The organism is Amycolatopsis sp. NBC_00438 (assembly GCF_036026695.1).
Classification (GTDB): domain Bacteria; phylum Actinomycetota; class Actinomycetes; order Mycobacteriales; family Pseudonocardiaceae; genus Amycolatopsis.
In genome coordinates, this window is the sequence record NZ_CP107923.1 from 9,299,070 (window position 1) to 9,318,649 (window position 19,580).

Sequence of the window (19,580 nt, forward strand, 5' to 3'; positions counted from 1 at the left end):
GCCAACTGATGTCGCAAAACGGCCACCACGCGATGCTGCTCGGCGAGGTCGACCTGCCGGCCGGCACCTGGTTCCCGTGGCACGAACACCCCGTGCACCAGCTCGTCTGGGCGGCCAGCGGGGTCATCGCGGTCAAGGCGGGCGACGCCGGCTGGGTCCTGCCGCCGACACGCGCGCTGTGGATGCCCGCCGGCGTCCAGCACCGGACCGGCGCGCTCGGCAAGGCCGCCCTGCGCGGGATCTACGCGCACCCGGACCGCAGCCCGGTGCGCTGGCCGGAGCCGCGGCTGGTCGCCGTCCGGCCGCTGCTGCACGAGCTGCTGGAGTACCTGACCGGCGACGGCGTCGCCCCGGAAGCCCGGCTGCGGGCCGAAGCCGTCGCGTTCGACCTGCTGGAACCGCTCGACGTCGTGCCGATCGTGGTGCCGTCACCCGCCGATCCGCGGGCGCGGGACGTCGAGGCGGCGGTGCTGGCCAACCCGGCCGACCCGCGCGGCCTCGCCGAGTTCGGCCGGGACGTCGGCGCGGCCGAGCGCACGCTGGCGCGGATCTTCGTCCGCGAGTGCCGGATGCCGTTCGGGACGTGGCGCACCCAGGTGCGGCTGCGTGCGGCGCTGCCGCTGCTGGCGCAGGACGTGCCGCTGGAGACGGTCGCGCACCGCGTCGGCTACAGCTCGGCGAGCGCGTTCGTCGCCGCGTTCCGGCGCGCCGTCGGCGTCACGCCGAGGGCGTACTTCGCGGGCTGAGCGGGTCGAGCTACCGCCAGGACGGCAGCCAGCGTTCGGCTTCCCACTGGCCGGTCGTGATCGCGATGCCGTTGAGGATCGGCCACAGCCAGGCGAAGTTCGCCACGACCAGCCCGACGTACAGGCTGACGACGAGCAGACCGGTCCCGCGTCTTTCGAACCCGCGCTTCGCGCTGCCCAGGATCTGGCCCAGGCACAACGTCAGCCCCAGCACGAGGAACGCGGCCAGCGGCGTCGCGTAGAAGAAGTACATCTGCCGGTCGATGTTGGTGAACCAGAAGACGTACCCGCCGAGGTAACCGACCAGCACGGCGGCGTAGCGCCAGTCCGCGCGGAAGATCGAGCGCCAGGCCGCCCAGCCGAGCATCGGGATGGCCAGCCACCACATCGCCGGCGTCCCGATCAGCATCGTCGCGCTGACGCAGCGGGACTCGCCGCAGCCGGTGATCTCGCCGTCGTAGCTGTAGAGCATCGGGCGCAGCCCCATCGGCCACGTCCAGGGCTTCGACTCCCACGGGTGCGGGTTGTCCTTGGGCGTGACCAGGGTTTCGTGGAAGTGCAGGACGTTCGCCGAGTAGTCGCCGAGCGAGCGCAGCGACGCCGGGATCCAGCCCCAGACGCCCGGCGCGATGTCCTTGATCTCGGTGTAGTGCCGGTCGGTCGCCGTCTCGCTGGCGAACCAGGCCCAGTACGCGGCCAGGTACATCAGCAGCGGGATCAGCAGGATCGCCCACAGCGCGGGCAGCACGTCGCGGCGGATCGTGCCCAGCCAGGGCCGTTCGACGCCGGCCGCGCGCCGCGCCGCGACGTCGAAGAAGACGCACAGCAGCCCGAACGCGACGATGTAGTAGAGCGCCGACCACTTGACGCCGAAGGTGAGCCCGATCATCAGCCCGGTCGCGAACCGCCACCAGCGGAAGCCGAGTTTCGGCCCCCACGGCGACTCGTCGGCCCAGCCCTCGCGCACGGCCGTCGCGAGCCGGGTGCGCACCTGGTCGCGGTCGACCAGCAGGCAGGCGAACGCGGCGAGCACGAACAGCGCGATGAAGATGTCGAGCATGCCCATCCGCGACTGCAGGTGCAGGACGCCGTCGCTGATCACCAGGATGCCGGCGATGGCGCCGAGCAGCGTCGAGCGCGTCAGGCGGCGGGCGATGCGGATGGTCAGGAAGATGATGAGCGTGCCGGCCAGCGCGGGCATGATCCGCCAGCCCCAGCCGTTGTAGCCGAACAGCCATTCGCCGATCGCGATCAGCTGCTTCGCCAGCGGCGGGTGGACGACCAGCTCGTAGCCGTAGTTGTCCTCGTAACCGCCGTTGCGCAGCACCTGCCACGCCTGCGGGACGTAGTGCTTCTCGTCGAAGACCGGGCTGCCCTTGTCCGTCGGGCTGCCGAGGTTCTGCAGCCGGACGATGCCGCCGATCACGGTGAGCACGATGGTCACGAGCCAGGCGCGCAGCCGGTCGTCCGGCATGCCGCGGCCGAGCAGGGTCGTCTCGCGGTCGGTCGGCGGCCGGAGCGCCTCGGCCGGGCCCGGCCGGACGCTTTCGTCGTCGGGACGGGTCAGCACGGCGGTCACGGGGCGATCCTACGGGCGGGACAGGGCGTACGTCGTCCGGATCCGCCGACCCGCCTAGGCTGGCCCGGTGAGCTCATCGGTGACACCCGGCCGCCTGGTCCTGGCCGCCACCCCACTCGGCGACGTCCGCGACGCGTCGCCCCGCCTGGCGGAAGCGCTGGCCGAAGCCGACGTCGTGGCCGCTGAGGACACCCGCCGCTTCCGGTCCCTGGCCTCGGCGCTGGAGATCACGCCGCGCGGCCGCGTGGTGAGTTTCTACGAGGACGTCGAGACGGCGCGCCTGCCCAGGCTGCTCGAATCGTTACAGGCGGGCGAGACGGTGGTCCTGGTGACGGACGCCGGTATGCCCAGTGTGTCCGATCCGGGCTTCCGCCTGGTGGCGGCGTGCGTCTCGGCGGACATTCCGGTGACGTGCCTCCCGGGCCCTTCGGCGGTGACCACGGCGCTCGCTTTGTCCGGTTTGCCGTGTGACCGGTTCTGCTTCGAGGGCTTCGCGCCGCGCAAGCCGGGTGAGCGGACCAAGTGGCTCACGTCGCTTGTTTCGGAACCCCGGACGGTGGTGTTCTTCGAGTCCCCGCACCGGCTGGCCTCCCTGCTGGCGGACGCGGCTGCGGTGCTGGGCGCGGACCGCCGGGCGGCGGTCTGCCGGGAGCTGACGAAGACGTATGAAGAGGTGAAGCGGGGGACGCTGGCGTCGCTGGCCGCCTGGGCCGCGGACGGCGTCCGCGGCGAGATCACGGTGGTGCTGTCGGGCGCCGAGCCGCGCGCGGTCTCGGTGGCGGACCTGGTGGGCGAGGTGGCGGACCGCGTCGCGGCCGGCGAGCGGCTCAAGTCCGCGGCGGCGGAGGTCGCGGAGGCGACCGGAGTGTCCAAAAAGGAGCTTTACGATGCCGTGCTGACGGCGCGGAAGGCGACGTGACGCCGATGTCTGTTTTGTCGTAGGTGAAATCCGGATTGAGCCATTCGGTCGCTACCGCCGCAGTCGATCATCGACGATCGTTCCTGGTGGGCGCGGCCAGGACTGTCCAGGCCGCGGAGGAGGGGTTTCCGCGTGTCTTCCGTTGTGCGTTCTTCCCGGTCGAGAGCCGGCCGTGGCGGGCTCTTCCTCGTGCTGGCCGTGGCGTCCGGCATCATCCCGGCCGCGGCCTTCGCGCGTCCGGCTGAAGCGGCGCCAGTCGCGCAGGCGCCCGACGCGCCCGCCGTTTCCTCGCAGAGGTACCCGGCCGATACGTTCGGCGGCGGCCCTGGCGTGCCCGGCGACTTCACGTTCACGCCGGCCGGCACGGGCTCCCCGGTCGACCACTACATCTGGCGGCTGGACGACTCGGTCTCGCCGAGCTGCGACGGCGTCGAGGCCGGCACGGTGAAACCGACGGTGCCGGGCGGGTCCGCCACCACGACCATCACTCCCGCCAGTTCCGGCCCGCACGTGCTGAGCGCGTGGGCGTGCGACAGCGCGAAGACACCGTCGGATCGGACCGACTACTCCTTCTCGGTCAAGGACGCCGCGGCCCCGGTGGCCGCGTGGCAGTTCGAGGGCGACACCCGCTCGCAGTTCGCCGGTCTGCGCTACGCGGGTGCCGGTTCGGCCCCCTTCGCGCCGGGCAAGCTCGGTCAGGCGCAGGCCGTGAGCGGCCGGCCCGGCGACTACCTGGCCACGAGCGCGCGGATCCTGGACCTCGGCAAGTCGTTCTCGGTGTCGGCGTGGGTCGACGCGGCCGATCTGGGCAAGCGGCGGGTGGTGCTGTCCCAGGACGGCGCCCGGACGAGCGGGTTCGCCCTGCAGTACCTGGAAACCGGCAAATGGGCGTTCAGCCTGAGCGGCTCGGACGTCGCGAACCCGGTCGTGCGGTCGGCGGTCTCGACGGCGGCGCCGGCGACGGGCGTCTGGACGCACCTCGCCGGCGTCTACAACGCGACGGCGCACACGGCGACGCTGTATGTCGATGGCCAGGCCCAGCAGACGATCCCGGCCACGGCTTCGGGCGGGGCGGGCCCGCTGGTCCTCGGCGGCGGCCTGGCCGCGGGAGCGCGGGCGGACCTGTTCCACGGGGCGATCGACGAGGTGGCGACCTTCGGGCGCGCCCTGTCCGCCGCCGACGTCACCACGCTCTACAACCAGAACGGCGTCCCGGCGGGCCTTTCCGCCACGCGTGAGTACACATTGGACGGTGACACGGCCGACGCCACCGGCGCCGACGGCACGCTGACCGGGACGAACGTCGCCTACGGTCCGGGCTACTCGGATTCGCCGGGCCGGTCCGCGACCGACGACTCGATCGGCCACGGCCGGGGCCAGGCGCTGGCGGGCACCGGCGCGGCGACGTCGTCCCCGGTGGTGGACACCGCGGGGGGCCTGGCGGTTTCGGCCTGGGTGAAGCTGGACAAGCCCGGCTGCTACACCTTCGCCGCACAGGGAGGCGCCTCCGGCGACGCGTTCAGCCTCGGTGCCACGTCCGACAGCCTCGAGTTCGGGCTGAGCACCACCGGGGGCCTCTGGCGGTGGGCGAAGACGTCCATCACCCCGCACCTCGGGAAGTGGACCCACCTGACGGGCGTCCACGACGTGCTCGCGGGCAAGGAACGGCTGTACGTCGACGGCACGCTCGCCGCGGAAACGACGATCCCGGCGGGCACCGCGTGGCGGTCGACCGGCCCGTTCCGGATCGGCGCCTTCGCGGGATCGATCGACCAGGTCCAGGTGTGGGACCGCGCGCTGCCGGCCGCCGAGGTGGCCGAGCTCGCCAACACCGCCGTGCTGCGGGCGAACTACCAGCTCGACGGCACCACGACGGACTCCGTCAGCGGCGTTGCCGGCACCCCGGGCGGGAGTTTCCGGCTGACGACCGACGACGACGGCGCGGACGTCGGCCGCTTCCCGTTCGACGGGGGCGCTCAGGTCGAAGGGCCGCGCCCGCAGAACTTCCGCAGCGACCGGAGCTTCACCGCCGAAGCCTGGGTCAAGCACACCTGGACCGAGGTGGACGCCGAGCGGGAGAAGCAGCGTGACCCGTCCGACCCCGCCGGTGTGGACAAGGCCGGCCGCACGGCGCTCGGGGCGAACAGCGCGTCCTCCTCGCCGTACCTCCTGGGCTACCGCGGCGTCCAGGACGCGAACGGCACCTGGCGCCCCCGCTGGAGCTGGACGCTGGGGGCGACCCAGATGATGCCGGACGGAGACGCCGAGTCCGGTGTCTGGACCCACCTCGCCGGGACGTACGACGCCGTGACGCACCAGGCGTGCGTGTACGCGACGACGGACGCGTTCCAGTTCAGCCCGAAGTGCGTCGGTGACGTCACCGGCTGGAACGGCGCGAGCGATCTCGAGGACCTCTTCCTCGGGCGTGGTCGGTTCGACGGCCAGGACAGCGATTACTGGTACGGCGACCTGCGGGGCATCCGGGTTTACAGCGGCGTGCTCGACCAGCAGCGCATCAACGTCGACGCCATCCTCGACCACCCCTAGGACGGCGGTGGTGGTGACCGACGAGGGAGACGGGCCGTGGCGCGCGGAGATGGTCGAGCTGGTTCGAGGAGGTGACGTCGCGGATGCGACCGACGCCTTGCTCAGCCTCACCTACCACGAGCCGGATCGGAGCTGGCTGCAGAGGTTCCTCCTGGAGTGCCTCGGATCCGGGGTGAACCGGCAGGTCCGGGCACTCGCGGTCACCTGTGCCGGGCACGTCGCCCGGCTCGATCACGAGATCGGTCCGGCGCTCGTGGCCCGGCTGCGCGAGCTGGAGAAGGATCTTGTTCTCGGTGGGATCGCCGAAGACGCGCTCGCCGATGTCGTCTCCTTCGCAGACGGCGCTTGACGGGTCAACCGGTCCCGTCCACACCTAGGACAGCAGCGCCGACACCGCGGCGTGGGCCTTCCCGGCATCGGGTGCGTCGCCGGTGATCACGTCCGTGTAGACGAACGACTCGCCGATCCGGACCAGCAGGTAGGCCAGGTCCGGCACGGGTAGCGGGGGGACGAGACGGCCGGCAGTGGCCTCCGTCGACAGCAGGGACTCCAGTTCGGCGATGGTCCGCTGCTGGCAGACGCTGGCCCGGGTCGTCAACAGGCGCAGGGCCCGCTCCGGCTCCCGGCGCAGGAAGTCCCGGAACGGCGGGGACTCGTTCGCCGATCGGACGAAGCCGCTGACGAAGTCCGCGATGCCGGCGGCTCCGCGTCCGACGCACGACGGCAGCAGGTGGGTAATCGACGCGGACGAAAGGAACCACAGGATCTCGCCCAGCAACCGGTCCCGGGAGCCGACGCGGCGGTGCAGCGTCGCGCGGCTGATCGACAGCGCCTCCGCCAGTTCTCCCATGTCCAGCCGGCGGCCGGACAGGAACCAGGTGCGGGCCAGCTCGAACTCGTGAGACATATGCCAGAATGTCTCACACGACGATCGAGAGGACCAGCAGATGCGCGCAGTTCAGGTGACCGAGTTCGGCGGACCCGAGGTGCTCACGCCCGTCGAACTGCCCGATCCGGTGGCCGGGGCCGGTGAGGTGCTGATCGACGTCGAGCGGATCGGCGTCAACTACGCCGACACCCACCAGGCCGAGAACTCCTACCTCGCGCCGTCGAAGCTGCCGCTCGTTCCCGGTGGTGAGGTCGTCGGGCGCACCGCCGACGGCAAGCGGGTCGTCGCGCTGCTCAACAGCGGTGGCGGGTACGCCGAAAAAGCCGTCGCGCCGGAGGTGACCACCTTCCCGGTGCCCGACGGCATCGACGACCTGACCGCGCTGTCCATGCTGGTCCAGGGCGCGACCGCCTGGGTGCTGCTCCGCAAGAACGCCCACCTCGAGCAGGGCGAGTCCGTCGTCGTGCACGCGGCCGCCGGCGGGGTCGGGACGATCGCCGTGCAGCTCGCGAAGGCGTGGGGCGCGGGCCGCGTCATCGCCACCGCCAGCAACGACGAGAAGCGCGCGCTCGCCCTGGGACTCGGCGCCGACGTCGCGGTCGACTCGCGGGCCGAGGACATGACCGCGACGCTGCTCGAGGCCAACGGCGGCCGCCGCGTCGACGTCGTGCTCGACATGGTCGGCGGCAAGACCACGGACCAGAGCATCGCCGCGCTGGCGGCGTTCGGCCGGCTGGCGTTCTACGGCATGGCCGGGCGCGAGTCGCCGAAGCCGGTGGACCTGCGCAACATCCTCGGCCACAGCACGACGATCAGCGGCATGTGGCTGCCGCACGTCTTCCGCCTGCCGGGCGACGTCTTCGGCACGGCGCTGACCGAGCTGTTCGACCTGGTGCTCGCCGGGAACCTGAAAGCGGTCCCGGGCGGCGAGTACGCCCTGACGGACGCGCGCGGCGCGCACGAAGCCCTGCGCTCACGCGGCACGGTCGGCAAGCTCCTCCTCGACCCGACGAAGTAAGTCCGTGAAGGCCTCCTTACCGGCCATAAGAGCCGGTAAGGAGGCCTTCACGGCTTTGAAGCCAGCAGGGCCTCCAGTGGCGCGGCCTTGTGGAGGCACTCCTGCCACTCCGCCTCCGGGTCCGAATCCGCCGTGATGCCGCCGCCGACGCCCAGGGTGATCGAGCCGCCCGAGAGCTCGAACGTGCGGATCGCGACGTTCAGCTCCAGGCCCGCCGCCGGTGAGATCAGGCCGATCGCTCCCGTGTAGACGCCGCGGGCGCACGGTTCCAGCTCCGCGATCAGGTCCTGCGCGCGGATCTTCGGCGCGCCCGTCACCGAGCCCGGCGGGAACGTCGCCGCCAGCAGCAAGTCGTCGGTCACCGACGGGCCCAGTACCCCCGAGACCGTCGACTCCAGGTGCCACACCCCCGGCGCCGGGCGCACCCGCAGCAGCGACGGCACCGTCACGGAGCCCACTTCGCAGACCCGGCCCAGGTCGTTGCGCACCAGGTCCGTGATCATCACGTTCTCCGCGACGTCTTTCGTGGACTGACGCAGCAGCGAAGCGTTGCCGGCGTCGAAAGGCCCACGCCGGGGGAGCGTTCCCTTGATCGGCGTCGACAACACCGAACGGCCGTGGCGTGCCAGGAACAGCTCCGGCGAGAACGAGACCACCGAACCCCAGGCACCCGACAGGAACGCCGCGCGACGCGGGTTCAGCCGGGAGACGCCGGCGGCGAACAGCGCGGCCGGCGAGCCCGAGAACGAGCCCGTGAAACGGCTGCAGATGTTCGCCTGGAACAGCTCTCCAGCCTCGATCGCGTGCACGCACGCCTTCACCGCGTCCCGGTGTTCCGAAGGCAGCGGACGTCGTAGCGGGCCGGCCGTCCAGGAAACGGCAGGAACGGCCGAAGCCAGCAGGGACTCCATTGTGGACACCGATGGGCCGCCGCCGTCCAGGGACTCCAGGTAGCAGGTGCCCGACGCCGACCACCGCAGCACGTGGTCCGCCCAGCCCCACGCCGTCGCGGGCAGTGCGCCGCTCCGGCCCGACGGGTCGGCCGAGTCGTAGGACAGGTAACCGAACCAGCCGCCGCCGACCACGCCGTGCGGGGCGTCCGCCGGCTCGGGCCGGGAAACCGGGCCGGGGGACACCTGAAGCGACGGCGCGATCACCGCCCGTGAGCCGAACCAGTCACCCGACAGCATCGCGGGCGGCGGCAGGCCGTGGGCGCGGGCGTGCGCGGTCAGCACCAGGAGCGCGCGCGACGGTGTCACGTTCGTCCGGAGTGTCCTGCTCTGCACGCGCATGGCGACATTGTCACCGGTCCTACAGCAAAAGGTCGCCCAATGTGAACGGATACACGACGGCGTTCTGCTCCACCGGCCCGTCGATGCCCGGTACGCCCGGCGCGGACGCGTGCTGGTGGATGCCGAGCCGCGCGTGGAACCAGCCGGCCCGGCCCGGGATGCCGTTGTGCCGGATCAGCCACAGCACCACCTCGGAGTCGGCCCAGCGGTCCGGGTGCAGGCGGTGCTGCCAGCAGTCGTAGTCGGCGTAGATCAGCACCCGCTCGACCCGCGCCGCGTGCCGGACGTGCTTGATCCACGCCTTGATGAACCGGTCGTCGACGCTCGGCGCCGCGACCTCCAGCGCCGGCGCCAGCGAGCCGGGGGAGAACGCGCCGAGCTTGCTCGCCGTCCGGACGAAGTGGTCGGCCTGGTCGTGCACCGCGCCGGGCCGCGCGTAGTGGCGGCCGCCGACGTGCAGCCCGGCTTCCTGCGCGCCGGCCAGGTTCCGCTCCGCGGCCGAGCTGCTCCAGTTGACGTTCTCGCTGATCGTCACCGAGACGAACTTGGTCTGCGCGCCGCGCACGGCCTGCCAGTCCGCGACGCGCTCGCGGTGGGACAGCGAGATGCCGAGTTCGGCTTCCGGCTCCGTCACAGTCCGCCCCCGGCGCGTAGATGAGAGCACACCATACGTCGCCGGGAGCGGACCCGCAGTCACACCACACCGGGTTGATCAGGCGTTTCTTTGGTCAGGCGCTGTCTCGCTGGAAGGTGCGCGTGCCCCACCACACGGACAGCGCCGCGAGCGCCAGCACGACGACGCTCCCCGTGAACAGCGCGTCCATCGTGAAGTCGCCGCGGAAGCTGCTGCGCTCGACGTCCACCACGTGCCGGAACGGGTTGATCCGGGAAATCGTGTACAGCCAGCCCGGCGCCGAGCCCGCCGTGATCGGCAGCAGGATCCCGGACAGCAGCAGCACCGGGATGAGCACGGCGTTCAGCAGCGCCGGGAACGTCTCCTCGCTCTTCAAGGTCAACGCCAGCGCGTACGAGCACGACGCCAGCGAAACCGCCAGCAGGAAGACGATCACCAGGCTCAGCAGGACACCGCCGACCGGCGCGTCCAGGTCGAACGCGAGGTACGCCAAGGCGATGATCAGCAGCGCCTGCACGACCGCCTGCAGCGCGTTGGCCAGCACCTTCCCCAGCAGCAGCGCCGCGCGGCTGACCGGCGTCACCCGGAACCGCTCGACCACGCCGGACCGGTATTCGGCCAGCAGGCCGAACCCGACGAACGAGCTGCCGAACAGCGCCAGCTGCGCGATCAGCGCCGGGGTGAGCAGCATCCAGCCGTCCACTTCGGACAGGCCCTGGGCCTGCACCGCCCGGACCATCAGGGGGCCGAAGAGGAAGAGGTACAGCAGGGGCTGCATGATCCCGATCAGCACCCAGGTCGGGTTCCGCAGCGCGCTCAGCATGTCGCGCCGGAAGATCAGCCAGGTGTCACGCAACATCGGCGGTCTCCTTCGCGGTGTGCGCGCCCTGCTCGGCTTCGCGCAGTGAGCGCCCGGTCAGGGTCAGGAAGACGTCGTCCAGGGTCGGCCGGTGCACCTGCATCGACGTCATCGCGATGCCCCGGGTGTCCAGCGCGCGCAGCAGTTCCGGCAGTGCGACGTCGCCGCGGGGCACCCGGAACCGGATCACGCCGCCGGTGACCGACAGCTCGTGCGCGCCGGACAGGCGCTCGGCGGTCTCGGCCGCTTCGGCCGCCGAAGCCGGGTCGACGCCGACCTCGACGCCGTCGCCGGACACCCGGGCCTTCAGCGCGTCCGGGGTTCCTTCGGCGACGATCCGGCCGTCGTCGATCACGATCAGCCGGTCCGCCAGCGCGTCCGCCTCGTCGAGGTAGTGGGTGGTGAGGAAGACCGTGACGCCCTGCTCGGCGCGCAGCCGGCGGATGTGGTCCCACAGGTTCGCCCGGCTCTGCGGGTCGAGCCCGGTCGACGGCTCGTCGAGGAACACCAGGCCCGGCGAGTGGATCAGCCCCATCGCGATGTCGAGCCGGCGCCGCTGCCCGCCCGACAACGTCTTCGTGAGCCGCCGGCCGAGGCCGGTGAGGTCGAGCTGTTCGCACAGTTCCGTGCCGCGCGCGATGGCGTCGGCCTTGCTCATCCGGTAGAGCCGCCCCTGCAGTTCCAGCTCTTCGGCGACCTTGCTCTCCGGCGCGCTGCCGCCGCCCTGAGCGACGTAGCCGATGTGCTCGCGCACCCCCACGGGATCGGCCAGCAGGTCGTGCCCGCCGACGGTCGCCGTGCCGGCGGTCGGCTTCAGCAGTGTGGTCAGCATGCGCAACGTCGTCGTCTTGCCGGCGCCGTTCGGCCCGAGGAAGCCGACCAGCTCGCCCGCTTCGACGTCGAGGTCGACGCCTTTCACCGCGTGTACTTCGCCCCCGGTGCGGCCCTTGCGGCGGAACCGCCGCTCGAGGCCGCGTGCCGTGATCATGAGATCCCCTCTCGACGATTTAGTCAAATTTGACTAGCAGAAGCCGGCACTCTAGTCCCGCAGGTGAGGGGTTAGTCAAATTTGATTACTCGGCCGGATCGGCCGGTGGCTCCCCGAAGGCGCCGCCTTGCTCGTCCGCCATCACGTATTCGCCGGCTTCCAGCCGGGCGATCAGGCCCTGGAGCCAGTCGAAGCTCGCCTCGGAGATCCCGCCCCACAGCCGGTACAGCTCGCCGACGTGCTCGGGCGTGCCCAGCTCCATGCTGGCCTTCAGCTCTTCGATCATCAGCGTGGCCTGCCGCCGCTCGGCTTCCAGGTGCACCAGCCGGTGCCGGAGCAGGTTGACCACGCGGGCGCGCGGCAGCGTGGTCATCAGCGAGATCGCGGCCGACAGGTGCGGGTGGTTCAGCTCCGGGTCGGACAGCGCCTTCGACAGCAGGAGCTGGTACTCCTGCTCGCCGACGTCGGTGAGCCGGTAGGCGACCCGGTCCGGGCCGCCGTCACCGGGCTCGACGTCGACCTGCTCCAGCAGTTCTTCGGTGGTCATCTTCTTCAGCGCGTGGTAGATCGACCCCGGCTGGACGTTGGCCCACTTGTCGGCCGACCAGCTCAGCAGCTCGCGCCGCACCTGGTAGCCGTGCGCGCGGCCGTACATGCGCACCACCCCGAGCACGAGCAGACGCGTCGCGGACACCCTGGCCTCCTGTACCTGCCGGAATCGCCTTGGACGGCATCCGTAGGCTAATAAGGTATGAGCACCCCAGTGTTGACTGCGGTGGCCTGGCCCTACGCCAACGGCCCCCGCCACATCGGCCACGTGTCCGGATTCGGCGTCCCGTCCGACGTCTTCTCCCGCTACCAGCGAATGGCCGGCAACCGGGTGCTCATGGTGTCCGGCACCGACGAACACGGCACGCCGATCACCGTCCAGGCCGACAAGGAAGGCCTCACCTCCCAGCAGACCGCCGACAAGTACACCCGTCAGATCGGCAACGACCTGCAGGGCCTCGGCCTGTCCTACGACCTGTTCACCCGCACCACCACCGGCAACCACGCCGACGTGACGCAGCAGATCTTCCTGGCGCTGCACCGCAACGGCTACGTCGTGCCGAAGACCACGCGCGGCGCGATCAGCCCGTCCACCGGCCGCACGCTGCCCGACCGCTACGTCGAGGGCACCTGCCCGATCTGCGGCTACGACGGCGCGCGCGGCGACCAGTGCGACAACTGCGGCAACCAGCTCGACGCCGCGGAGCTGATCAACCCCAAGTCGCGGATCAACGGCGAGACGCCCAAGTTCGTCGAGACCGAGCACTACTTCCTCGACCTGCCGGCGTTCACGAAGACCCTCGGCGACTGGCTCTCGACCAAGACCGACTGGCGCCCGAACGTCCTCAACTTCACCAAGAACCTGATCGACGACATGCGGCCCCGGCCGATCACCCGCGACCTCGACTGGGGCGTCAAGATCCCCCTCGACGGCTGGAGCGACCAGCCGATGAAGCGGTTCTACGTCTGGTTCGACGCGGTGATCGGCTACTTCTCGGCCAGCGTCGAGTGGGCGCGGCGCTCCGGGAACCCGGACGCGTGGCAGGAGTGGTGGACCAACCCCGACGCGCGGTCCTACTACTTCATGGGCAAGGACAACATCACCTTCCACGCCCAGATCTGGCCGGCGCTGCTGTTCGGCCACAACGGCGAGGGTGACAAGGGCGGCGAGGCCGGGAAGTACGGCAAGCTGCACCTGCCCGACGAGATCGTCTCCAGCGAGTTCCTCACCATGAGCGGCTCGAAGTTCTCGACCTCGCGCGGGCGTGTCATCTACGTCGAGGACTTCCTGCGCGACTTCGGCCCGGACACGCTGCGGTACTTCATCTCGGTCGCCGGCCCGGAGACCCAGGACACCGACTTCACCTGGGACGAGTTCGTCCGCCGGACCAACTTCGAGCTGGCCAACGAGTGGGGCAACCTGGTCAACCGGTCCATCTCGATGGCGCACAAGAACGTCGGCGCGATCCCGCGCCCGGAGGCGCCGGCCCCGGCCGACGAAGAGCTGAAGGCGTTGTCCCGCAAGGCGTTCGACACCGTCGGGGCGCACCTGGCCCGGTCGCGGTTCAAGCAGGCGGCCGGCGAGGCGATGCGCGTCGTCACGGCGGCGAACAAGTACCTGTCGGACCAGGAGCCGTGGAAGCTCAAGGACGATCCGGCCCGCCGCGACAGCGTGCTGCACACCGCGTTGCAGGTCGTCAGCGACGCCAACACGCTGCTGACGCCGTTCCTGCCGCACTCGGCCCAGAAGATCCACGAGGCTCTCGGCGGCACCGGCGTGTGGGCCGCGCAGCCGGAGCTCAAGGAGGTCGAGGACCTCGACATCGCCGGCCGGGTCAACCCGATCCTCACCGGTGACTACGCGGCGGAGCAGGCGAAGTGGGAGTCGACGCCGATCGAGGTCGGCGTCCCGCTCGCCAAGCCGTCGCCGCTGTTCACGAAGCTCGACCCGGAACTCGGGGAAACCGGCCCCGAGTGGGCCCCGATCACGAAGTAAGAGGTATGCGAGTTGGGTGACGAGAAGCGCGAGCTGCCGCCGGTCCCGGACCGGCTCCCGGTATCGGTGGTGGACGCGCACACCCACCTCGACGCGTGCGGCGCGGTCACCGCGGCCGATGTGACGGCCATGGTCGACCGCGCCGAGCGCGCGGGCGTCGCGCGCGTGGTGACGGTGGCGGACGACCTCGCCTCCGCCCGCTGGGCGGCCGAGGCGGCGACGTGGGACCGCCGGGTGTGGGCCGCGGTCGCGATCCACCCGACCCGGACCAAGGCCTTCGGCGACGCCGAGAAGGCCGAAGTGGAGCGCCTGGCGTCGGCCGAGCGCGTCGTCGCCGTCGGCGAGACCGGCCTCGACTACTACTGGGACTACTCGCCCCACGACGCCCAGCAGGAGGCGTTCCGCTGGCACATCGACCTCGCGAAGCGGCTGGACAAGCCGCTGATGATCCACGACCGCGAGGCCCACGAGGACGTGCTGCGCATTCTGGCCGAAGAGGGTGCGCCGAATGCCGTAATCTTCCATTGTTTTTCCGGGGACGCGGAAATCGCGCGACGCTGTATCGACGCCGGATACGTGCTTTCGTTCGCCGGCACCGTGACGTTCAAGAACGCCAAGGGGCTCCACGAGGCGGCGCGGCTCTGCCCGCCGGACGGTTACCTCGTCGAGACCGACGCGCCGTTTCTGACCCCCCACCCCTTCCGTGGACGCCCGAACGAGCCCTACGGCGCCGCGTACACCGTCCGTCACCTCGCGGCGCTCAGGGGCGAAGCTGTCCACGAAGTCGCCGAATCGGTCCGGACCACGGCCGAGCGGGTCTACCGACTCCCCAGTGTCACAACGGGGTGAACGCATTGCGACAACCGGGTTCCATGATCGCCCACCTGATGGAGTGACTCAGATCACGACACTCCGGGGGGTGTTTGCGCAACCCGGCGGGACCCGTTACTGTCCCGTGATCGTGCCGGTCGGTACTGCACCATGCAGTTGCCGGCTGTTACGCCCTCAGTCACGTCAGTGCACGTCGGGGAAGCGGAACCGGGTTGGTACGACCGGGACCGTGACGATGGCGCCGGCTGCGGGCCCAGACGTAAAGACTGCCGCCCCGAACGGCGTCTTGGGAAAGGGAACGACCCGGTGACAGGTAGCAGACAGGCTGGAGCACGCTCCGCCGCCGTCCTCGACCGCAATTACTTCGAGGACACCGCGTACGGCCAGCTCGACTTTTCTGACGACCCGAACATCACGCAGCAGGACATCCTCGCCGCGCTCGGCCCCGACGCCGACGCGATGATGGCGTCGATCGACGTCGACGTCGACGAACTGATCCGCCTCATCAACGCGGAGACCACCTACCTCCCGCCGATCGTCATCCCGGACGAGATCGAGGCGGACCGGACCGCGTCCCCGCAGGCCAAGAAGGCCATGCTGGACGAGAGCATCCGGGCGACCTCCAAGGTCTGGAAGCGCCGCTTCCTCAAGGGCGCCGTCCTCGGCGTCATGATCAGCATCGCCGGCGGCGGCGCGGCCGCGCTGGCGATGAACAAGAGCATCACCGTCGACGTCGACGGCCAGACGACCACCGTGCACTCGTTCGGCGACACCGTCGGCGAGGTGCTGGAGGACGCGGGCCTGTCGGTCGGCGCGCACGACTCGCTCTCCCCGTCCCCGCAGGCCGAGGTCGGCGACGGCGGCGTCATCAAGCTCGAGCGCGGCCGCCAGCTGAAGCTGGTCGTCGACGGCGCGGAGCGCACGTCCTGGGTCCGCGCGACCCACCTGGGCGACGCCCTGTCCCAGCTCGGCATGACCGACGCCGAGAAGGCCGGCACGTGGATGTCGATGCCGAAGGACGGCGAGCTGCCCCTCGAGGGCGCCACGGTCCAGATCAAGACGCTCAAGCACCTCACGCTCTTCGACGGGGCCAACGAGCCGAAGCAGGTCACGACGACCGCCGTCACCACGAAGGAGTTCCTGGGCGAGTACAAGCTCACCCTGGGCCCGGAGGACGCGGCCGAAGGCGGCCTGGACGTCAAGCTGACCGACGGCGCCGAGGTCCACATCAGCCGGACCGGCGTCTCGATGGTGAACCAGAAGGAAACCATCGCCCCGCCCGAGCAGAAGGTCGACGACCCGGACCTCGACAAGGGCAAGACGCAGGTCGAGGACCCGGGCACGCCGGGCGAGAAGATGGTGACCTACAAGGTCACGCAGAAGAACGGCAAAGAGGTCTCGCGCGAGTCGATGTCGGAGCAGGTGATCACTCCGGCCAAGCCGAAGATCATCCACGTCGGCACCAAGAAGGCCGCGACCCCGGACATCGGCGACGGTTCCGCGTGGGACCGCATCGCGCAGTGCGAGTCCGGCGGCAACTGGGCCATCAACACCGGCAACGGCTACTACGGCGGCCTCCAGTTCGACAAGCAGACCTGGAACGCCTACGGCGGCTCCCAGTACGCCGCGCTGCCGAACCAGGCTTCGCGTGAAGAGCAGATCGCGGTGGCGGAGAAGGTCCGCGCCGGCCGCGGCGGCAGCTACAGCGCCTGGCCGGTCTGCGGCAAGAAGGCCTGACTTCCGCTTTTCCGAAACGGCCCCCACCTCCGGGTGGGGGCCGTTTCGCGTGATCAGGCGAGATACCCGCCTGATCACGCGGGTTCCGCCTGCGGTCACGTGTGTCGAACGTCCAATCACGCGTGTCGGCTCCTCGATCACGCGAGCCGACCCTTCAAGTACGCGAGCCGACTGTCCGGGTACGCGGGCCGACCCTCCCCGCACGGATATTCGGGTGCCCCGGCCCCAGGACCTGGTCAGACTGGGTCCGTGGAGGAGTACTACCAACGGCACAAGCTCCGGTACTTCCGCGTGGCACTGACCCGGCTGACGTGGCCCGCCGAGCGGCAGCAGGCGTGGTTGCGCGAGATCGGCATTCCCGTCTGCGCGGACGAACTCGCCCTGGAGTTCGACGACTTCTACGAAGACCTCGGACGCAGCCCAGGACACGGCGAGGCCACACCGGCCCTCGCCGAACTCGATTGCCTGCTCACACGGATGAGCGGCGAAGTCAACGCACACCTCTGGACGTTCGATGCTCTCGCGGCCGAGCCGGACTGGCGGCGGGTGCGCGAGCTGGCCACCGCTGCCCTCGCGGTGTTGCCGGACCATGCTGGGTAAGCTCACCCGGTGGTTGAACTGTTGGGACCTGCCGAGATCCGCGGGCTGGCGGCCGAGCTGGACGTGCGGCCGACCAAGAAGCTCGGGCAGAACTTCGTGCACGATCCCAACACCGTGCGGCGGATCGTCGACCTCGCGCGCCTCGGCCCGGACGACGTCGTCCTGGAGGTCGGGCCCGGGCTCGGCTCCCTGACGCTCGGGCTGCTGGCCGCCGGGGCGCGGGTCGTGGCCGTCGAGATCGACCCGAAGCTGGCCGAACGGCTGCCGAAGACCGTCGCCGAACGCGGGCCGGACGCCGCGGGCCGGCTGGACGTCCTCGAGGCCGACGCCATGCGCGTCTCGAAGGCGGATCTGCCCGCCGAGCCCACCACGCTTGTGGCCAACCTGCCCTACAACGTCGCCGTGCCGGTCGTGCTGCACCTGCTGGCCGAGCTGCCGTCGCTGCGCCGCGGCCTCGTCATGGTCCAGACCGAAGTCGCCGACCGGATGGCCGCCGGCCCCGGCAGCCGGATCTACGGCGTCCCGAGCGTCAAGCTCGCCTGGTACGGCTCGGCGCGCAAGGTCGCCGCGGTGCCACGCTCGGTGTTCTGGCCGGTACCCAACGTCGATTCGGCGCTCGTCGCCTTCGAACGCGGCGACGCGCCGGCGTCCGAGGACCGGGACCGGCTGTTCGGTCTCGTGGACGCCGCGTTCTCACAACGCAGGAAGACGCTCCGCGCGGCGCTCGCCGGCTGGGCCGGGTCGGCCGAGCGGGCCGGTGAGCTGCTGGTGGCCGCCGGGATCGACCCGAAGACCCGCGGTGAGCAGCTGGACGTGCACGACTTCGCGCGGCTCGCCGCCGTCGCCGGCTGACCGCGGCAAAATACGTCCTCCGCGGTGCCCGTCTCGCGATCCGGACACCTCCAGTCGTGTGATCTGGCCCAACAGGCTTGCTTTCGCTCCTCGGGATCGGTTTTACTCAGTACGTCCATCCCGAGCGACTGAGAGACCTGGCTCGCCGAAGTCGCAGCAACCACCCTCCGCAGGGCAGGTGCTACCGCCAGGACCGATGGAGGCCGTCCCGATGAAGAGGGTTGCTCGCCCGCTGCTGCTGACCAAACGCCGCGTTGTCGACGAGGGTCGCCGCTCCGTGACCGCATGTCGACGCTCCAACTGAGCTTGCTCGACCCGTCACACCTCTTCTTCATGCACCGTCCATAGAGGACGGACACTTGCTTGCGGCCGGACGCGTACATCTACGCGCCCCGTTTTCTGGAGCCTTCGTGATCACCGTCGAAAACCTGTCCAAGTCCTTTGCCCTCAACGGAAATCCGGTCGTCGCGCTGCACGATGTGAGCGTCGACGTCCAGGCCGGCTCGCTGTTCGGCGTGGTCGGCCCGGCCGGGTCCGGCAAGTCCGTTCTCGCCCGCTGCATCGCGCTGCAGGAGCGGCCCGACCGCGGCGTCGTGCGGCTCGACGGCCTCAACACCGGCACGCTCGACGGCCGCCGGCTCCGCGAGATCCGCCGTCAGCTCGGCGTCGTCGGCACCAAGTCGGAGCTGATCGCCGAGCGCACCATCGCCGGCAACATCGCGTCCCCGCTGGAGCAGCTGGGCATCGACGGCCCGCAGCGCCGCAGCAAGGTCGGCTCGCTGCTCGACCTCGTCGGCCTGACCCCGCGCGCCGCGCAGCGTCCCGGCGAGCTGACCGCCGGCCAGCTCCGCCGCGTCGCCGTCGCGAAGGCACTCGCCGCGGCCCCCGCGGTGCTGCTCGCCGACGACCCGACCGCCGGCATCGACCCCGAAGAGGCCGGCGCGGTGCTCACCGTCCTCGACCGGGCGCGCGCCGAGCTGGGCGTCACCATCGTGGTCACGACGCCGGACGCGAGTGTCGTCCGCCGTGTCTGCGACGACGTCGCGGTGCTCGAAGACGGCACGGTCGTCGAGCGCGGCTCCGTGCTCGACCTGATCTCGAACCCGGGCAGCCGCACCGCGCAGGCGCTGCTGCCGGCCATCGAGACCACCCGCGCGCAGGCGTCGCGCTACGACCGCTCGGTCGACGTCGTGCTGGTCGGCTTTGCCTCGGTCGGCGCCCTGCTGCCCGAGGCCGCGGGCCGCTTCGACGTCGAGTTCGCCACCATCGGCGGGGGCCTGACCCGGATCGGCGACACCCCGGTCGGCCGGTTCCGCCTCGGCGTCCGCGGCGAGCGGGCCGACGCGGCGCTGGCGTGGGTCGCCGAGCGCGGCGGCCACGTCACGCACACCGCCCGCGGCCCCCAGGGTGTCGCCGCGGCCTGACCCCAAAGCCGGCCCCCAAAGCCGTGAAGGGCACCTTCAGGGACTCTATGTCCCTGAAGGTGCCCTTCACGGCGTTCAGCGGGTGCCGGGCGCTCGACGTCCTTTCTCCTGGCGGGAAGC

18 protein-coding genes and 1 riboswitch are annotated in these 19,580 nt (G+C 70.8%); of the genes, 11 read left to right on the top strand and 7 right to left on the bottom strand.

Going from position 1 to position 19,580, the window contains the following annotated elements:
• The first annotated feature begins 32 nt into the window (after positions 1-32).
• Positions 33-746, top strand: a complete 714-nt coding sequence (locus OG494_RS42865; protein ID WP_328459195.1) for an AraC family transcriptional regulator — start codon at positions 33-35, stop codon at positions 744-746.
• Positions 747-756: 10 nt separating this feature from the next.
• Here the strand turns inward: OG494_RS42865 and OG494_RS42870 are convergent, their stop codons facing one another.
• Positions 757-2,325, bottom strand: coding sequence for a dolichyl-phosphate-mannose--protein mannosyltransferase (locus OG494_RS42870; protein ID WP_328448699.1), 1,569 nt, complete (start codon positions 2,323-2,325; stop codon positions 757-759).
• 79 nt (positions 2,326-2,404) lie between these two features.
• Between OG494_RS42870 and rsmI the strand changes: the two genes are divergently transcribed.
• From rsmI to OG494_RS42885, 3 genes are all read left to right on the top strand, one after another.
• Positions 2,405-3,244 carry a 16S rRNA (cytidine(1402)-2'-O)-methyltransferase gene (gene rsmI / locus OG494_RS42875; protein WP_328459196.1) on the top strand — a complete coding sequence of 280 codons (840 nt, stop codon included), beginning with the start codon at positions 2,405-2,407 and terminating at the stop codon, positions 3,242-3,244.
• Positions 3,245-3,376: 132 nt separating this feature from the next.
• Positions 3,377-5,791 carry a LamG domain-containing protein gene (locus OG494_RS42880; protein ID WP_328448701.1) on the top strand — a complete coding sequence of 805 codons (2,415 nt, stop codon included), beginning with the start codon at positions 3,377-3,379 and terminating at the stop codon, positions 5,789-5,791.
• 10 nt (positions 5,792-5,801) lie between these two features.
• Positions 5,802-6,140: a hypothetical protein gene (locus OG494_RS42885; RefSeq protein ID WP_328448703.1), complete on the top strand. Its 339-nt coding sequence runs from the start codon at positions 5,802-5,804 to the stop codon at positions 6,138-6,140.
• 24 nt (positions 6,141-6,164) lie between these two features.
• On the opposite strand, the gene OG494_RS42890 is transcribed toward OG494_RS42885, so the two are convergent.
• Positions 6,165-6,698 carry a QsdR family transcriptional regulator gene (locus OG494_RS42890; RefSeq protein WP_328448705.1) on the bottom strand — a complete coding sequence of 178 codons (534 nt, stop codon included), beginning with the start codon at positions 6,696-6,698 and terminating at the stop codon, positions 6,165-6,167.
• Positions 6,699-6,738: 40 nt separating this feature from the next.
• Here OG494_RS42890 and OG494_RS42895 point away from each other — a divergent pair, with 40 nt between their 5' ends.
• Positions 6,739-7,698 carry a quinone oxidoreductase family protein gene (locus OG494_RS42895; protein WP_328448707.1) on the top strand — a complete coding sequence of 320 codons (960 nt, stop codon included), beginning with the start codon at positions 6,739-6,741 and terminating at the stop codon, positions 7,696-7,698.
• Positions 7,699-7,745: 47 nt separating this feature from the next.
• On the opposite strand, the gene OG494_RS42900 is transcribed toward OG494_RS42895, so the two are convergent.
• From OG494_RS42900 to OG494_RS42920, 5 genes are all read right to left on the bottom strand, one after another.
• The gene (locus OG494_RS42900) at positions 7,746-8,990 is read right to left on the bottom strand and encodes an aminodeoxychorismate synthase component I (protein WP_328448708.1); all 1,245 of its coding nucleotides are present in this window, start codon (positions 8,988-8,990) and stop codon (positions 7,746-7,748) included.
• A gap of 19 nt (positions 8,991-9,009) precedes the next feature.
• Positions 9,010-9,624 carry a glycoside hydrolase family 25 protein gene (locus OG494_RS42905; protein WP_328448710.1) on the bottom strand — a complete coding sequence of 205 codons (615 nt, stop codon included), beginning with the start codon at positions 9,622-9,624 and terminating at the stop codon, positions 9,010-9,012.
• A gap of 94 nt (positions 9,625-9,718) precedes the next feature.
• Positions 9,719-10,483, bottom strand: coding sequence for an ABC transporter permease (locus tag OG494_RS42910; RefSeq protein WP_328448712.1), 765 nt, complete (start codon positions 10,481-10,483; stop codon positions 9,719-9,721).
• Entirely contained in the window at positions 10,473-11,471 is a 999-nt protein-coding gene (locus OG494_RS42915) for an ATP-binding cassette domain-containing protein (protein ID WP_328448714.1), read from the bottom strand. Before OG494_RS42915 ends, OG494_RS42910 begins: the two co-directional genes overlap by 11 nt.
• An 85-nt stretch (positions 11,472-11,556) precedes the next feature.
• Complete coding sequence (locus OG494_RS42920) at positions 11,557-12,165, bottom strand: PadR family transcriptional regulator (RefSeq protein ID WP_328448715.1); 609 nt, start codon at positions 12,163-12,165, stop codon at positions 11,557-11,559.
• A 57-nt stretch (positions 12,166-12,222) separates the two neighbouring features.
• On the opposite strand from OG494_RS42920, the gene metG reads away from it, so the two are divergent.
• The 6 genes from metG (at position 12,223) to OG494_RS42950 (ending at position 19,460) form a co-directional block, all read left to right on the top strand.
• Positions 12,223-14,016 (top strand): methionine--tRNA ligase, encoded by a 1,794-nt coding sequence (metG, locus tag OG494_RS42925; RefSeq protein WP_328448717.1) that lies wholly within the window; start codon positions 12,223-12,225, stop codon positions 14,014-14,016.
• A 12-nt stretch (positions 14,017-14,028) separates the two neighbouring features.
• A complete protein-coding gene (locus tag OG494_RS42930) occupies positions 14,029-14,865 on the top strand; it encodes a TatD family hydrolase (protein ID WP_328448719.1) in 837 nt (278 codons plus the stop codon).
• 288 nt (positions 14,866-15,153) lie between these two features.
• The gene (locus OG494_RS42935; protein WP_328448721.1) at positions 15,154-16,584 is read left to right on the top strand and encodes a transglycosylase family protein; all 1,431 of its coding nucleotides are present in this window, start codon (positions 15,154-15,156) and stop codon (positions 16,582-16,584) included.
• A 249-nt stretch (positions 16,585-16,833) separates the two neighbouring features.
• Positions 16,834-17,184 (top strand): hypothetical protein, encoded by a 351-nt coding sequence (locus OG494_RS42940; protein ID WP_328448723.1) that lies wholly within the window; start codon positions 16,834-16,836, stop codon positions 17,182-17,184.
• A 9-nt stretch (positions 17,185-17,193) separates the two neighbouring features.
• The gene (gene rsmA / locus OG494_RS42945) at positions 17,194-18,036 is read left to right on the top strand and encodes a 16S rRNA (adenine(1518)-N(6)/adenine(1519)-N(6))-dimethyltransferase RsmA (RefSeq protein WP_328448725.1); all 843 of its coding nucleotides are present in this window, start codon (positions 17,194-17,196) and stop codon (positions 18,034-18,036) included.
• A gap of 112 nt (positions 18,037-18,148) precedes the next feature.
• Positions 18,149-18,239: riboswitch (SAM riboswitch) on the top strand.
• 207 nt (positions 18,240-18,446) lie between these two features.
• Positions 18,447-19,460 carry a methionine ABC transporter ATP-binding protein gene (locus OG494_RS42950; RefSeq protein ID WP_328448727.1) on the top strand — a complete coding sequence of 338 codons (1,014 nt, stop codon included), beginning with the start codon at positions 18,447-18,449 and terminating at the stop codon, positions 19,458-19,460.
• Positions 19,461-19,580: the final 120 nt, after the last annotated feature.